The sequence below is a fragment of the Halomonas korlensis genome, assembly GCF_900116705.1.
GTDB lineage: Bacteria > Pseudomonadota > Gammaproteobacteria > Pseudomonadales > Halomonadaceae > Halomonas > Halomonas korlensis.
The window spans coordinates 304,571-318,633 of the sequence record NZ_FPBP01000004.1; the positions used below are offsets into that span (position 1 = coordinate 304,571).

A 14,063-nucleotide genomic window follows, 5' to 3' on the forward strand; every position below is an offset into this window, starting at 1 on the left:
GCTGACCGACGAAGGCTCTCGCCTCAGGCCAGCTTTTCCTTGATGCGTGCGGAACGACCGCTGCGCTCGCGGAGGTAGTACAGCTTGGCCTGGCGCACGTCACCGCGGCGCTTGACCGCGATGGAATCGACCAGCGGGCTGTAGGTCTGGAAGGTCCGCTCGACGCCAACCCCGTGGGAAATCTTGCGCACGGTAAAGGCGGAGTTCAACCCGCGGTTGCGCTTGCCGATCACCACGCCTTCGAAGGCCTGCAGGCGCTCGCGGTTGCCTTCCTTGACCTTGACCTGCACGACCACGGTGTCACCCGGGGCGAAGGCTGGCACTTCCTTGTTCATCTGCTCGGCTTCGAGCGCCTGGATCACCTTGTTCTTGCTACTCATGACATTACTCCTCGATAACATGACTGGCCGGCTGTCGCGTGTTGCCGGCCAATCGTGACCCCGGCGCCCGAGTCGCGACTCGAGAGCGCGGGAGCTGATGGGTGACACAGGTCCACGCCTCTTCAGTGGCTCGACGTGTCCTGCACCTCCGCCCTGACCTTTCTGGTGGACAGAGCGTATTACTTACCTGGTGGACAGAGCGTGCTCTTCGATGAACTCCTCGAGCAGCTGTTGCTGCTCGCGATCCAATGACCGCGTGTCGAGCAGATCCGGCCGTCGTTGCCAGGTACGCCCGAGCGACTGCTTCAGTCGCCAGCGCCGGATGGCGCCATGATGGCCGCTGAGCAGCACATCCGGCACACGCCGCCCGTCGATTTCCTCCGGACGGGTGTAATGCGGACAATCCAGCAGCCCGTCATTGAAGGAGTCCTCGACGGCGGAATCCCGATGCCCGAGCACGCCGGGCACCCGCCTTGCCGCCGCATCGATCAGCACCATGGCCGGCAGCTCACCGCCGCTGAGCACATAGTCGCCGATCGACCACTCCTCATCGATGTCGGCTTCTACCACGCGTTCATCGATGCCTTCGTAGCGCCCCGCCACCACGACCAGCGGGGGGCCGGACACCAAATGCTGCACGCCCGCCTGGTCGAGCCGACGCCCCTGGGGCGACAGGTAGATCACCTTCGGCCGCTGACCGGTGACCTGCTCGGCCCGCTCGCGGGCAGCGTGGATCGCCGAGCGCAAGGTATCGACCTTCATCAACATGCCGGGGCCGCCTCCGTAGGGACGGTCATCCACGCTGCGATGACGGTCAGTGGCGTAGTCGCGCGGGTTCCAGAATTCCAGCGCGATACGCCCCGTCTCAACCGCCCTCCCCGTGACGCCATGGCGAGTGATAGCCTCGAACATCTCGGGAAACAGCGACACGATGCCGATCCACAGGTCCTGCTCGCCCCGTCCCGACGGCACGTCCGCGGCCGAACCAAGGCTCAAAATTCAGGGTCCCAGTCGACGGTCATCACGCCAGCGTCGAGATCCACGCTCAGGATCACGTCATCCGGCAGGAAGGGCAGCAAGCGCTCACGGTCATCGACAGTCGTATCCGCGTTGCCCTTCACGACCATGACATCGTTGGCGCCGGTCTCGAAGAGATGATCGATACGCCCCAACACCACTCCTTCGCGGGTGGTCACGGTCAGGCCTTCCAGCTGATACCAGTAATAATCGTTGCCGGAGAGCTCGGGCAGTCGGGCCTTGGGCAGCAGGATTTCGGCGCCCGCCAGGGTTTCTGCCGCCTCGCGGCTGTCGACGCCCTTGAGCTGCGCCACCAGGCCCTTGCCCTGCCGACGGCCTTGTACCAGCGGATGGCAAACCAGACGCCCGCCCAGTCTCAGGACCCAGTCGTCATACTCGAGAATGCCGTCCATGGGGCTGGTGTACGAATACACCTTCAGCCAGCCTTTCACCCCGTAGGGGCTAGTCAGCTTACCCAGCACCACATGATCGTCGCGCGGCTGTGCTTGCGCATGTTCGCTCATCGACGACACCCTGATGGCTCTTCAGTCGCACAAGTCAGGCGCTCAGGCCTGCTTGCGGGCTTCCTTGACCAGTTCGTTGACGCGGTCAGAAAGCTGCGCGCCCTGGCCCTGCCAATGAGTAACGCGCTCCAGATCGACGCGCAGACGCTCTTCCTGGCCGCGCGCGACCGGATTGAAGAAGCCCAGACGCTCGATGAAACGACCATCACGGGAGTTGCGGGAATCAGTCACGGTCAAGTGATAGAAGGGACGCTTCTTGGCGCCAGCACGTGCCAGACGAATGGTAACCATGCGTAGTCTGTCCTTCGGTTGAGATTGCGGTTGACTCTGCTGGGCCGCGGCGGCTCGCCGCTGGCCTCCAGCAATGCTATTCCTGGCTGCTCGGGAAGCGGGCCGTTAGACCCGGCTTCGGGCATTGGGTCACGACGGCAGCCGCAAGCACTCGCGGTCCTGCCAGTGAAGACGCGATAGTCTACGGAAAACCAGCCCGCTTGGAAAGCGTTTCCCATGATATGGCCAGGACAACGCCTTCCCATCACCCGGCTCAGCGCCTGGGGAAGCCGCCCGGCCCGCCCATGCCGCCGGGACCGCCCATGCCTCCCGGACCACCGGGACCACCGCCGCCCATCATGCCCGACATGCCGCGCATCATCTTCTGCATGCCGCCCTTCTTGCCGGCCTTCTTCATCATCTTCTGCATCTGCTTGTGTTGCTTGAGCAGACGATTGAGGTCGGGGACCTGCAGACCGGCGCCGGCGGCGATGCGTCGCTTGCGCGAGCCGTTGATGATCTCGGGACGGCGGCGCTCCTTGGGCGTCATGGAGTTGATCAAGGCTTCAAGCTTGCCCATTTCCTTCTCGGGGCCGGGACCCTGGGCCATTTCCGCCATCTGGCCCATCCCCGGCAGCTTGCCGAGCAGACCACCCATGCCCCCCATCTTTTTCAATTGCTGCAGCTGGTCGCGAAAGTCTTCGAGGTCGAACCCGTCACCCTTCTTGACCTTCTTGGCCAGTTGCTCGGCCTTCTTCTTGTCGACGGTGCGCTCTGCTTCCTCGATCAGCGACAGCACATCGCCCATGCCGAGGATGCGTGAAGCGACGCGGTCCGGATGGAAGGGCTCGAGGGCATCGACCTTCTCGCCGACGCCCATGAAGCGGATCGGCTTGCCGGTGATGTAGCGCACCGACAGCGCCGCGCCGCCGCGGGCATCGCCATCCGCCTTGGTGAGGATGACACCGGTCAGCGGCAGCGCGTCGGCGAAGGCCTTGGCGGTATTGGCGGCGTCCTGGCCGGTCATGGCGTCGACGACGAACAGCGTCTCCTGCGGCGCGGCGGCCTTATGCAGCGCCTGGATCTCGGCCATCATCGCCTCGTCAATGGCCAGGCGACCGGCAGTATCCACGATCACCACGTCATGGAACTGGATCCGAGCGTGCTTGATCGCCGCCTCGGCGATGGCGACCGGTTGCTGATCGCTGCGCGACGGAAAGAAATCGACGCCCACTTCCTCGGCCAAGGTCTCGAGCTGGTCGATGGCCGCCGGACGATAGACGTCGGCAGACACCACCAGCACCTTCTTCTTCTCGCGCTCACGCAGGTAGCGCGCCAGCTTGGCCACCGAGGTGGTCTTGCCCGCGCCCTGCAGGCCGGCCATCAGCACCACGGCAGGCGTGCCCTTGAGGCTTAGCCCCTCGTTGGCCTCGCCCATGATCGCCTCGAGTTCCTGCTGGACGATCTTGACGAACTGCTGCCCCGGGGAAAGGCTTTGCGACACCTCCTGCCCCACGGCGCGCTCACGCACGCGGTCGACGAACGCCTTGACCACCGGCAGGGCGACATCCGCCTCGAGCAAGGCCCGGCGGACCTCGCGCAGCGTGTCCTTGACATTGTCCTCGGTCAGACGCGCCTGACCCTTGATCGACTTGAGCGTCTGCGATAAACGCTCACTGAGATTCTGAAACATTGGCCTCTCCAGAGACGACGGCCCGAATATGACGGACGATTATACGCGCTGCAGCCGCGAGTCTCCATGTATCCGGCGGGTTGATGGCTGCGGCCTGTGCGCGACCCGACCGATTGGGTATAGTGGCGACACCCTTTTCCTTATCCTCTGGCGCGCACAAAGGCGCATGGACAGCAATCGATGCAGGCGCTTCTCCTGGCCCTTATGGCCTCCTTGCTCTATCTCGCCGCCGCCGCCTGGCAAGCCCTGACCCTGGCGCGCCGGGTCGCGCCTCGTCCGCTGCTGGTGCGCGGCCTGGGCGTGCTGGGGCTGCTGTGCCATCTTCCGCTGGCCGCCGGCCTGTTTCACGACGGGCAGGCCGTGCTGCCGGGGCTCTCCACCAGCGCGATCCTGATTGGCGCCGTGGTGGTCGTGCTGCTGCTTGCGGCCAGCCTGTTCAAGCCGGTGCTCAATGCTGCTGCCGGGATCTTTCCGCTGGCCGGTGCGGCGCTGCTGCTCGCGGTGGGACTGCCCAGCCCCGAGCGCACCACGGACATGACGCCGGGGATCGCCCTGCATGCGCTCAGCTCGGCGCTGGCTTTCGCCGTGCTCGCCATCGCCGCCGTCCAGGCAGTGTTGCTGGGCGTACAGAACCACGCCTTGCGCCATCATCATATTCGCGGCGTGGTCCAGTCACTGCCGCCGTTGACGACCATGGAACGGTTGCTGTTCGAATTTATCTGGGCCGGCATGGCACTTTTGACCCTGTCGATCGCCAGCGGCTTTCTGTTTCTGGACAGCATGTTCGCCCAGCACCTGGCCCACAAGACGATTCTGTCGCTTGCCGCCTGGGTGATCTTCGCCGTTCTGCTCTTCAGTCATCATCGCCTGGGCTGGCGCGGCATGCGCGCGGTGCACTGGACCTTGGGCGGCTGCGCCGTGCTGCTGCTCGCCTACTTCGGCAGCAAGTTCGTGCTCGAGATCGTGCTGAACCGGGCATGAGCCGCGCCCCTCGCCGGGCCCGCTTGACACTGCCCGACCGACCCCCTACAAATCGAGCCTGACCCGCCATTGAGGACCCTTCGACTTGAGCGACGACTTCCCCCTGGGATTGCTGTTCGGCCTGCTGCTCCTGCTCATCTGCCTATCCGCTTTCTTCTCCAGTTCCGAAACCGGCATGATGTCGATCAACCGCTATCGTCTGAGTCATCAAGCCAATAGCGGAGAGTCACGCGCCCAGCGAGTGGTCCGGTTATTGGCACGCCCCGACCGCCTGATCGGTGTGATCCTGATCGGCAACAACTTCGTCAACAACCTAGCGGCCTCGATTGCCACGATCATCGCCATTCATTATTTCGGCGAAGTCACCGGCCCGGCGGTTGCCACGATCCTCCTGACGATCACCATCCTGATCTTCTCCGAAGTCACGCCCAAGACCTATGCCGCGATCAGGCCCGAGCGAATCGCCTACCCGGCTTCGCTGGCGCTCGAGCCCCTGCTAAAGCTGCTGTACCCGCTGGTATGGCTGGTCAACATTATCTCCAACGGCCTGCTGCGATTGGTCGGCGTCAAGAACATCGACGGCGGTGCCGACAACCTGACCCGCGACGAACTGCGCACCGTGGTCCACGAGGCCGGCACGCTGATTCCCCGCCGTCACCAGGCGATGCTGCTGTCGATCCTCGATCTGGAGAATGTCACCGTCAATGACATCATGGTGCCGCGGCATGAGGTGGCGGGCATCGACCTGGACCACGATCTGGAGGACATCCTGGCGCAGATACGCACCAGCCAACATACCCGGGTGCCGGTCTTCAAGGGCGACATCAACAACATCATCGGCATGCTGCATCTGCGTAACGCGGCGCGCTTCCTGTCCCGCGGCGAAGTGACCAAGGCCGCCATCGTGCAGGAGGCCCGCGAGCCCTATTTCATCCCCGAGTCGACGCCACTGCACACGCAGCTGCTCAACTTCCAGAAGCAGAAGCGCCGCATCGGCATCGTGGTCGATGAATACGGCGACGTCGAAGGTCTGGTGACCCTGGAGGACATCCTCGAGGAGATTGTCGGTGAGTTCACCACCGACGTGGCCGGGCAGGATCAGGAAATCCACATCCAGGACGATGGCAGTCATGTCATCGACGGCACCGCCAATATCCGCGAGATCAACAAGGCGCTGGGATGGCTGTTGCCCACCGACGGCCCCAAGACCCTCAACGGCTTGATACTCGAACATCTGGAATCCTTCCCGGATGGCGCCGCCTGCCTGCAGGTGAGCAACGTGCGCATGGAAATTCTCGAAGTGCGCGACAATCTGATCACTGCCGCGCGCTGCTGGCAGGCACCTCGCCGGACGAGCCGAACACGCTAACGTCGGCGCGCCTTGCCAAGCGGCTCACGGCTCGCGATCCAGTCGTCGGACTCTGCCTTGAGGGCGCGTACCCTGGCCTCGACGCGGGTTCGGCTGACTTCGTGGGGGGCCATGGGCTCGCCGAAGGTGAGGGCCACCTTGGCGCGAAAGCGACTCGGCGGCTTGCTTAGCGCCTTGCCCTGACAGTGTGAGGTCCAGGACCCCCAGAGTCCCGAGAGGCCGGCCGGAATCACCGGCACCGGGTCTTTCGCCAGGATCAGCTCCAGTCCCCGGCGAAACGGCTGAACCTCGCCATCCGGTGTCAGTCGACCCTCGGGGAAGAGCATCACCACCTCCCCCTCCGCCAACGCCCGACTGACTTCTTGAAGTGCCCGGCGCACGTTGCCGGGGTCGCGTCGCTCCGATTCCACGGGAATCGCCCCCACCAACCGGAACATCCAGTTCAACCAGGGCGAGTCGAAGATTGGCTTGTCCATCAGGAAGCGCAACGGCCGGCGGCTGGCACCCCCGACCACCAGGGCGTCCATGAAGCTGACGTGGTTGCAGACCACGATCGCCGCTCCATGATCGGGAATATGCCGGCGGCCACGCAAGCGCAGACGGTACATCACGTGGATCAGCGCGAAGACCAGGCGTCGCATAGCGTCGCGCGGATGCCGCCTGAACCACCAGACCGCCACCAGCAGCAGCAGGGCGGTCGCCGCCAGAATAGACAACAGCATCACGTGGGGTCTTGGCGAGTCTTCAGCCCAGCCAGAAGGGTCGCCAGCAGTTGATCGAGAAGCTCGCCGACCTCCAGCTGCTGGCCCTGCCAGTACCCCAGGCGCTCGTTGAGGCCCAATTGTACCAGGCCGTGAACGCTCCCCCAGAGGGTGCGGCCCAGGCGCCTGGCTTCGAGATCATCCAGCGCGGGTTGGTATTCCTTAAGCGTGGCTTCGACGCGCAGGAACAACGCTTCGATCATGTCGTTCTGACGCTGGTCGAGCTCGCCTTCCTGCGCCAGGGGAAAGTCGAACAGCAACTGCCAGCGGTAAGGCGCCTGGTGCGCGAACTCCCAATAAGCATGCGCCAGCGAGGTAAGCCGCTGCTCCGGGGTCGCCTTGCTGGTAAGCGGTTCAACGACGCTGCGCAGGCGCGCCAGGGTCTCGATATTGACGTGCTGCAACAGGTTGCTGAAGCTGCCATAGAGCTTGAGCAAGGTGCTGGGCGCACAACCGACCTCTCGTGCCAAGGCACGCAACGACAGCGAATGCACGGGATTGTTCTGCAGCCAGGCATCACAGGTGACCATGACCTGGGCATGTAACGCCTCGGGCGCATGCTGTCTAGGACGGGCCATCGAATTCCTCGCAAGGTGGTAAAAGCAAGCCATCGGCTCGCGCCGCGGCATGCCCTCTAGGATAGCGCACATCGAACACTGTTTTCGACAGATTATCGTGTGACTTTTACCGACGTTCGCGCCGCAAGACCGCGGCCATTGCCGGCTTTCCTCACGCCGGGGACTTGGATACCCTGTCGCTCCACCACTCGAGGAGGGCCCATGGCCGGCCGACTCTATATCCCACCCCTCGACCTGTCTCGACTGCTGCCCGAGCTCGCTCGCGATACGACGCCTGTCACCAGTCCCAACCTGGCGCCGCGTCGCTTTCTCTCGGCGATTCGCCTGGAGGCTGGCCGGCTCACACTATCGCCACTCTTCTGGGGCCTGACCCCGCCCTGGCTGGAGGTGCTCGACCACGCCCCGCATTGCGCACGGGCGGAATCGCTGGACACTCGGCCGATGTTTCGCGAGGCCTTCCGGGGCCGACGCTGCCTGGTGCCGGTCGGGGGCATTTATGCCTGGAAGACGCTGCCGCGCGCCAAGCAGCCCTTTCTCGTCACCCGCGTCGACCGTGGCCCCTTGCTGCTGGCCGCCCTGTGGTGCCGCTTTCATACCAGCCTGGCCGAACACACCGACTCGCTGGCGCTGATCACGGTGCCGACCACTACCCTGCTCCACTCGCTCACCGACCGCCTCCCTGCCATTGTCGAGCCTCACGACGCGCGACAATGGCTGAGCCCCGAGACTGACCCGGCGGCAGCGAAAACCTTGTTGACGCGCGCCCCCAGGGAACTGTTGGGCGCTTTTCCGGTATCAAGACATGTCAATGATCCCGCGCACCAGGACGCAAGCTGTGCCCGCCCCATCGGCCCCATGCTTCGCGCCGACTCATGAACCGCTGCGGCCCCCTCGACTCAGGAGAGACGATGCCTATCGCCCCCCACTACGCTATTGCTCGACGGACCCGAGCGTTGCTCGGCCTGTTGGCCCTGTCTGCCATTCTGCTCGGCCCGGTCGCCGCGGATGACGCCCCCGAGGCCGTCGATGAGGTTGTCACGCCCAAGGTCAGCCCTCATGACAGCCGCGATTACCGTGTCCTGACGCTGGAAAACGGTCTTGAAGTGCTACTGGTCAGCGACCCTGACGCCGACAAGGCTGCCGCCTCGATGAACGTCGACGTAGGCAGTGCTCAGGATCCCGAGGATCTGGCCGGCCTGGCACATTTTCTCGAGCACATGCTGTTTCTAGGCACCGAAGCCTATCCCGAGCCGGACGCCTACCAGGGCTATATCTCGCGCCACGCGGGCAGCCATAACGCCTTCACCGCGCCCCAGGACACCAACTACTTTTTCGACATCGAACCCGACGCCCTGCCGGGTGCCCTGGATCGCTTCAGTCGCTTTTTCATCGACCCGCTGTTCAACGCGGATCGCCTGGAAAGCGAGCGCAACGTCGTCCATTCGGAGTACCTGGCGCGCATCCGCGACGACGGGCGCCGCGAGAACGACGTGCTCGACCAGCTGCTCAATCCCCGACACCCGATGACCGGCTTCTCGGTGGGCAGCCGCGAGACCCTGGCCGACCGCCCCGCCGGCGAACCACCCCTGCGTGAGCGTGTGATCGATTTCTACGAGCAGTACTACGATGCCAACGTCATGCATCTGGCAGTGATCGCGCCCCAGCCGCTGGATGAGCTCGAGGCCATGGTCGTCGAGGACTTCGCCCCGGTTGACGACAACGACCTCGAACGGCCGGTGATCGAGACGCCGCTGGTGACCGCCGACAGCCTGCCGACGGCCGTGGAGATACAGTCGATTCGCGATAGTCGCCAGCTGCGCTTCATGTTCCCGGTTCCCGACCCGATCCAGCAGTATCGCCACAAGCCCGCCGACCTGCTGGCTCACCTGCTGGGCCATGAGGGCGAGGGCAGCCTGCTGGCCGTGCTGCGTGACGCCGGCCTGGCCGACGGCCTGTCCGCCGGGATCTCTCGCAACGACGGCCGCCATGCACTTTTTACCGTGAGCATCAGCCTTACCCCCGATGGCGCCGAGCGCCTCGACGAGATCGAGGCCACCCTGTTCGCCGCCATCGAGAAAATCCGCGACACTGGCCTGGAAGAATGGCGCTACAAGGAGCAGGCCCGGCTCGCCGAGCAGGATTTCCGCTTCCAGCAGCACGGCTCGCCGCTGGACGGTGCGATGCGCCTGGCCATGAATCTGTCACGCTTCCCGGTGCAGGACGTTCAGTATGCCCCCTACCGGATGGACGGCTTCGACCGGCAGGCAACCGAGCGTTATCTCGATGCCCTGCGACCGGAAAACCGGCTGCGACTCTACAGCGGCCCCGATGTCGAAGGGGAGGAGATATCCCCCTGGTTCGACACGCCCTGGCGCAAGGTCAGCGTTTCCACGAGTCTAGACACCGAGCCATTGGCTGGCCTTGCCTTGCCAGAACCCAACCCCTACATCGCCGAGGATCTCGAACTGCTCGACGAACAGGACGAGCGACCCAAGCGCCTGCTCGACGAGCCAGGCTTCGACCTTTGGCACATGGCCGAGGCGAGCTTCGATACGCCCAAGGTGGAATGGCGGTTCAGCCTGCAACACCCCGACGTCTCGGCGACCGCGCGCGACGCGGTGCTCGCCCGGCTGTTGGCCGGCTGGCTGACCGACAGTCTCAATGAGACCCTCTACCCGGCGCGCCTCGCCGGTCACCATTTCGATGCTTATGCCCATGCCCGCGGGGTCACGCTGTCATTCTCGGGCTGGCGCGACCGCCAGGACCAGCTGATGAAGCGGGTGCTGGAGCAATTGCAACAGGGCGACATCGATCCGGCCACCTTCGAGCGGGTGAAGTATCGCCTCCAACGCGAATGGCGCAATGCACCTCAGGCCGCGCTGCATCAACAGGCCCAGCGCACCCTGGCCGAAGCACTGGTGCGCCCGCAATGGCCCACCAATGCCCTGCTGGAGGCGAGCCGCGAGCTCGACCTCGACGCCTTGCGCGACTTCCGCGATGACTTCCTGGCCGAGCTGCGCCTTGAAGCCATGGCGGTCGGCAATCTGGATGCCGAACTGGCGACCCGCGAAGGCCAACTGGTCGCCGACGCACTTTCGCCCAGCCTCGCGGAGGCGCAGATTCCCGACCTGGTCCCGCTGCGCGCCGAGTCTGACCTTCCCGAGCTGGTCCCCGACACGACGCGCAACGAGTCGGTGGTACTGCGCTACCTGCAGGGCCCGGATCGTTCACTGGAAAGCCGGGCACGCCTGGCGGTGCTCGGTCAATTGATCGACACCCCCTTCTATCAGCAATTGCGCACCGAGGAGCAGCTCGGCTATGTGGTCAACGCCGGATATTCGCCGCTGCTCGACGCTCCCGGCATTGGCCTGCTGGTGCAGTCACCGGAGACGCAGAGCGAGGCCATCCAGGCGCGCATCGACGCCTTCCTGGCCGATTTCGCCAGCCGTCTGGTAACGCTCGACGATGAGAGCCTTGCGCCCTATCGCCAGGCGGTACACGACAGCCTGGTGCGTCGCGACACCAGTCTCTCGGGCAAGGCCAATCGCCTATGGCGGGCCATGTCGTTCGGCGACACCGACTTTGACGAGCGCGAGAGACTGGCTGAAGAGGCGCTGGCCGTGGCCGCGGATGACCTCCGGGCGCTATGGCCTGAACTACGCGAAGAGGCTGTGGCCAGCGTCACCTTTGACCCGGGCGATGAGCCCAGCGACGTGGTCGAGCTGACCCGCCATCTCGACCCGCTGCCCGAACCCGACGCCTGAAAAACTCGAAAAGAGCAGACACATCGCTCGCAACGACGGAGCCCGGCCAATTGGCCGGGCTCCGTCATGTTACCCCCTGACTATCGGCAGCGCTCAGTCGAAGGCCTGGGCCGGCATGATCGCCTCCACATGCATCACCAGCTCCTCGAGGATCTGCCGCTCCTGGTCATCAAGCGTCACTTGATTGAGCCTTTCGATCTCGCGGGCGAAGGCCTTGAGGGTCAGGCTCGAGAGGGCGGGATCGTTCATCCGCGCCCAGCGGAAACTCTCCCACCGGGCCAACTCATCGCCTTCCAGGGTGTAGGGGTAGCTGCGCGCCCGATAGCGAAACAGCATCTCCTCGAGTCGCGGGTCCTGGAAGGCGAAGCTGGCACCGACCAGATCCCAGGGCGCGGTCTCGCGCACGCGCTGCATCTGCTGGCGGTCCGCCGGTGAGAAGAAGCCGCCTGCATAGAGCATCAGGTCCGGATCGCTCGGCCCCTCCAGCGGCGGCGCGGCGAACACCTCGGCGACGCGGGCGGCGACCTCGGGACGCGCGGCGAGCTGTTTCCAGTGCTCGCGACAGGCCACGACGTCTAGCCCCAGTCGCGCCACGATCTCGCCATACTCGCCCTGATGTGGGCCTTCCACGTCCTTGAGGGCACCGGCCGGAAACAGCACCGGACACTTGTTGATGTGAATCACCTTGAGCGGGATGCGCTCGGCGCCCTCGGCTAGATCGTCGTTGCTGACGAAAACTCGCTGGCGGATCTGCTCGGCATCCAGATCGAACAGCGGGGCGGGGTCCATCGAGAGATCGTAGACGATCACCCCGTTTGGGTTAGTGGGATGCTCGGCCAGAGGCACCACCAGGGCGCTACAGCCGCGACTGGCCGGGTAACGGCGTGAGATGTGCAGCACCGGCTTTCGCCCCTGCACGTCGAGCAGCTTCGCCACCTGCCGCTTTGAACGCAGCCCCAGCAGATGATCGAAGAGCCGCGCATTGCGGCTCTTCAGCAGGCGCGCCAGGGCAATGGTCGCCCGCACATCGGCGAGTGCATCGTGAGCGCCTTCATGGGCAATGCCGTTAGCGGCGGTCAGCGCTTCCAGCTTGAAGCTAGGCGAGCCGTCATCACGGGTCGGCCATTCGATCCCCTCCGGGCGCAGGGCATGGAAGGCGCGCACCACGTCGATCAGGTCCCAGCGTGAGTTGCCGTTCTGCCACTCGCGAGCATAGGGGTCGAGCAGGTTACGATAGAAAAGATGCCGCGTCACTTCGTCATCGAAGCGCAGGCTGTTATAGCCCAGGGCGCAGGTCCCGGGTTCGTTCATCAGCGCCTCGACACGACCGGCGAACTCTGCCTCGGGCAGGCCGCGACGGCGTGCCTGTTGCGGCGTGATACCGGTGATCAAGCAGGCCTGGGGGTGGGGCAGGAAATCATCGGCCGGCTGGCAGAACCACTCCACCGAATCGCCGATCTCATTGAAATCAGCGTCGGTGCGAATGGCAGCGAACTGGGAAGGACGATCGCGACGCGGATCGGCACCGAAGGTCTCGTAATCGTGCCAAAGGAAGGTCGTCGGGACGGCAGGCGGCGCCATGGGCGAGTCTCTCCGGTACTGTCATGGGCGAGAGCCACAGCCTAGCACAGCACTGCCTGCCGCTCAGCCGTCAGGCACGGGGCAGCGTGACGTTGAGCTCCAGCACCGAACAGTTGTCCTCGCTGTCGAGGCTGATATTGATGGCATCGTCATCGACCTGAACATACCGGCGAATCACCTCCAGCAGCTCCTTCTCCAGCATCGGCATGTAGTCGGGCTGGCCACGCTGGGTGCGCTGGTGAGCGACGATGATCTGGAGCCGCTCCTTGGCAACCGACGCCGACTTCTTGCGCTCTCTCTTGAGGAACTCGAGCAACTTCACCGGCGACCTCCTCCGAACATTCGGCTCAACAGGCTTCTCTTCTCGTACAGGTGGAAACGTAGAGGCACTTCCTCACCGATCAGACGCGCCACGGTATCGGTATAGGCTTGCCCGGCGTCGCTGTCGGCATCGTGGGTCACCGGCACCCCTTGGTTCGAGGCCCGCAATACCGCCTCGGACTCGGGTATCAAACCAATCAAATTGATCGCCAGGATCTCGCGAATGTCATCGAGGTTGAGCATGTCGCCCGAGTCGACCCGCGCCGGGTTGTAGCGAGTGACCAGCAGGTGCTCCTTGATCGCCTCCTCACCGCGCTCGGCGCGCCGCGTCTTGGAGGCCAGCAGGCCGAGGATGCGGTCGGAGTCGCGCACCGAAGAGACTTCGGGATTGGTGACCACGATTGCCTCGTCGGCAAAGTACATGGCGAGCTGAGCGCCCCGCTCGATACCCGCCGGCGAGTCGCAGAGGATGTAGTCGAAATCCTTGCTCAGAGTATCGAGGACCTTCTCCACACCTTCCAGGTTCAGCGCGTCCTTGTCCCGGGTCTGAGAGGCCGGGAGGATATGCAGGTTGTCGACCCGCTTGTCACGAATCAGCGCCTGATTGAGACCCGCTTCGCCCTGGATGACATTGACGAGGTCATAGACCACACGCCGCTCGCACCCCATAATCAGGTCGAGGTTGCGCAGCCCCACGTCGAAGTCAATGACCACGGTCTTGTTGCCACGCAGCGCCAGTCCGGTCGCGATGGCTGCTGCGCTGGTCGTCTTGCCGACCCCGCCCTTGCCGGAGGTCACCACAATGATCTTGGCCAAGTTGTGCT

At 64.4% G+C, this 14,063-nt stretch carries 14 protein-coding genes; 4 read left to right on the top strand and 10 right to left on the bottom strand.

Annotated elements, in window-relative coordinates:
* Positions 1 to 23: 23 nt before the first annotated feature.
* The 5 genes from rplS to ffh form a co-directional block, all read right to left on the bottom strand.
* Positions 24 to 380, bottom strand: a complete 357-nt coding sequence (gene rplS, locus BM341_RS08055; protein WP_089794698.1) for a 50S ribosomal protein L19 — start codon at positions 378 to 380, stop codon at positions 24 to 26.
* 183 nt (positions 381 to 563) lie between these two features.
* The gene (gene trmD / locus BM341_RS08060) at positions 564 to 1,325 is read right to left on the bottom strand and encodes a tRNA (guanosine(37)-N1)-methyltransferase TrmD (RefSeq protein ID WP_089794809.1); all 762 of its coding nucleotides are present in this window, start codon (positions 1,323 to 1,325) and stop codon (positions 564 to 566) included.
* Between the two features lie 47 nt (positions 1,326 to 1,372).
* On the bottom strand, positions 1,373 to 1,921 hold the full coding sequence (rimM, locus tag BM341_RS08065) for a ribosome maturation factor RimM (RefSeq protein ID WP_089794699.1): 549 nt from the start codon (positions 1,919 to 1,921) through the stop codon (positions 1,373 to 1,375).
* A 42-nt stretch (positions 1,922 to 1,963) separates the two neighbouring features.
* Entirely contained in the window at positions 1,964 to 2,212 is a 249-nt protein-coding gene (rpsP, locus tag BM341_RS08070; RefSeq protein ID WP_089794701.1) for a 30S ribosomal protein S16, read from the bottom strand.
* 253 nt (positions 2,213 to 2,465) lie between these two features.
* Positions 2,466 to 3,884, bottom strand: coding sequence for a signal recognition particle protein (gene ffh, locus BM341_RS08075; protein ID WP_089794703.1), 1,419 nt, complete (start codon positions 3,882 to 3,884; stop codon positions 2,466 to 2,468).
* A 180-nt stretch (positions 3,885 to 4,064) separates the two neighbouring features.
* On the opposite strand from ffh, the gene BM341_RS08080 reads away from it, so the two are divergent.
* Positions 4,065 to 4,865, top strand: coding sequence for a cytochrome C assembly family protein (locus BM341_RS08080; protein WP_089794706.1), 801 nt, complete (start codon positions 4,065 to 4,067; stop codon positions 4,863 to 4,865).
* An 85-nt stretch (positions 4,866 to 4,950) separates the two neighbouring features.
* A complete protein-coding gene (locus tag BM341_RS08085) occupies positions 4,951 to 6,234 on the top strand; it encodes an HlyC/CorC family transporter (RefSeq protein WP_089794708.1) in 1,284 nt (427 codons plus the stop codon).
* Here BM341_RS08085 and BM341_RS08090 read toward each other — a convergent pair.
* Positions 6,231 to 6,956 (bottom strand): 1-acyl-sn-glycerol-3-phosphate acyltransferase, encoded by a 726-nt coding sequence (locus BM341_RS08090; protein ID WP_089794710.1) that lies wholly within the window; start codon positions 6,954 to 6,956, stop codon positions 6,231 to 6,233. The two genes, BM341_RS08085 and BM341_RS08090, sit on opposite strands and share 4 nt — an antisense overlap.
* Positions 6,956 to 7,573, bottom strand: a complete 618-nt coding sequence (locus BM341_RS08095; RefSeq protein WP_089794712.1) for a TetR/AcrR family transcriptional regulator — start codon at positions 7,571 to 7,573, stop codon at positions 6,956 to 6,958. The genes BM341_RS08090 and BM341_RS08095 overlap by 1 nt, the downstream gene beginning before the upstream one ends.
* Positions 7,574 to 7,774: 201 nt before the next feature.
* On the opposite strand from BM341_RS08095, the gene BM341_RS08100 reads away from it, so the two are divergent.
* Positions 7,775 to 8,449 (top strand): SOS response-associated peptidase, encoded by a 675-nt coding sequence (locus BM341_RS08100; RefSeq protein ID WP_089794714.1) that lies wholly within the window; start codon positions 7,775 to 7,777, stop codon positions 8,447 to 8,449.
* A 32-nt stretch (positions 8,450 to 8,481) separates the two neighbouring features.
* Positions 8,482 to 11,337 (top strand): insulinase family protein, encoded by a 2,856-nt coding sequence (locus BM341_RS08105; RefSeq protein WP_089794716.1) that lies wholly within the window; start codon positions 8,482 to 8,484, stop codon positions 11,335 to 11,337.
* Positions 11,338 to 11,430: 93 nt separating this feature from the next.
* Here BM341_RS08105 and sbcB read toward each other — a convergent pair whose 3' ends face one another.
* From sbcB to minD, 3 genes are all read right to left on the bottom strand, one after another.
* Positions 11,431 to 12,918, bottom strand: a complete 1,488-nt coding sequence (gene sbcB, locus BM341_RS08110) for an exodeoxyribonuclease I (protein WP_089794718.1) — start codon at positions 12,916 to 12,918, stop codon at positions 11,431 to 11,433.
* Between the two features lie 70 nt (positions 12,919 to 12,988).
* Entirely contained in the window at positions 12,989 to 13,240 is a 252-nt protein-coding gene (minE, locus tag BM341_RS08115) for a cell division topological specificity factor MinE (RefSeq protein WP_089794720.1), read from the bottom strand.
* On the bottom strand, positions 13,237 to 14,055 hold the full coding sequence (minD, locus tag BM341_RS08120; RefSeq protein WP_089794722.1) for a septum site-determining protein MinD: 819 nt from the start codon (positions 14,053 to 14,055) through the stop codon (positions 13,237 to 13,239). The genes minE and minD overlap by 4 nt, the downstream gene beginning before the upstream one ends.
* Positions 14,056 to 14,063: the final 8 nt, after the last annotated feature.

Excerpts from the sequence above, each read along its gene's own strand:
- rplS (WP_089794698.1), bottom strand. The coding sequence starts at position 380 with ATGAGTAGCAAGAACAAGGTGATCCAGGCGCTCGAAGCCGAGCAGATG.
- rimM (WP_089794699.1), bottom strand. The coding sequence starts at position 1,921 with ATGAGCGAACATGCGCAAGCACAGCCGCGCGACGATCATGTGGTGCTG.
- rpsP (WP_089794701.1), bottom strand. The coding sequence starts at position 2,212 with ATGGTTACCATTCGTCTGGCACGTGCTGGCGCCAAGAAGCGTCCCTTC.
- ffh (WP_089794703.1), bottom strand. The coding sequence starts at position 3,884 with ATGTTTCAGAATCTCAGTGAGCGTTTATCGCAGACGCTCAAGTCGATC.
- BM341_RS08080 (WP_089794706.1), top strand. The coding sequence starts at position 4,065 with ATGCAGGCGCTTCTCCTGGCCCTTATGGCCTCCTTGCTCTATCTCGCC.
- BM341_RS08090 (WP_089794710.1), bottom strand. The coding sequence starts at position 6,956 with ATGCTGTTGTCTATTCTGGCGGCGACCGCCCTGCTGCTGCTGGTGGCG.
- BM341_RS08095 (WP_089794712.1), bottom strand. The coding sequence starts at position 7,573 with ATGGCCCGTCCTAGACAGCATGCGCCCGAGGCGTTACATGCCCAGGTC.
- BM341_RS08100 (WP_089794714.1), top strand. The coding sequence starts at position 7,775 with ATGGCCGGCCGACTCTATATCCCACCCCTCGACCTGTCTCGACTGCTG.
- BM341_RS08105 (WP_089794716.1), top strand. The coding sequence starts at position 8,482 with ATGCCTATCGCCCCCCACTACGCTATTGCTCGACGGACCCGAGCGTTG.
- sbcB (WP_089794718.1), bottom strand. The coding sequence starts at position 12,918 with ATGGCGCCGCCTGCCGTCCCGACGACCTTCCTTTGGCACGATTACGAG.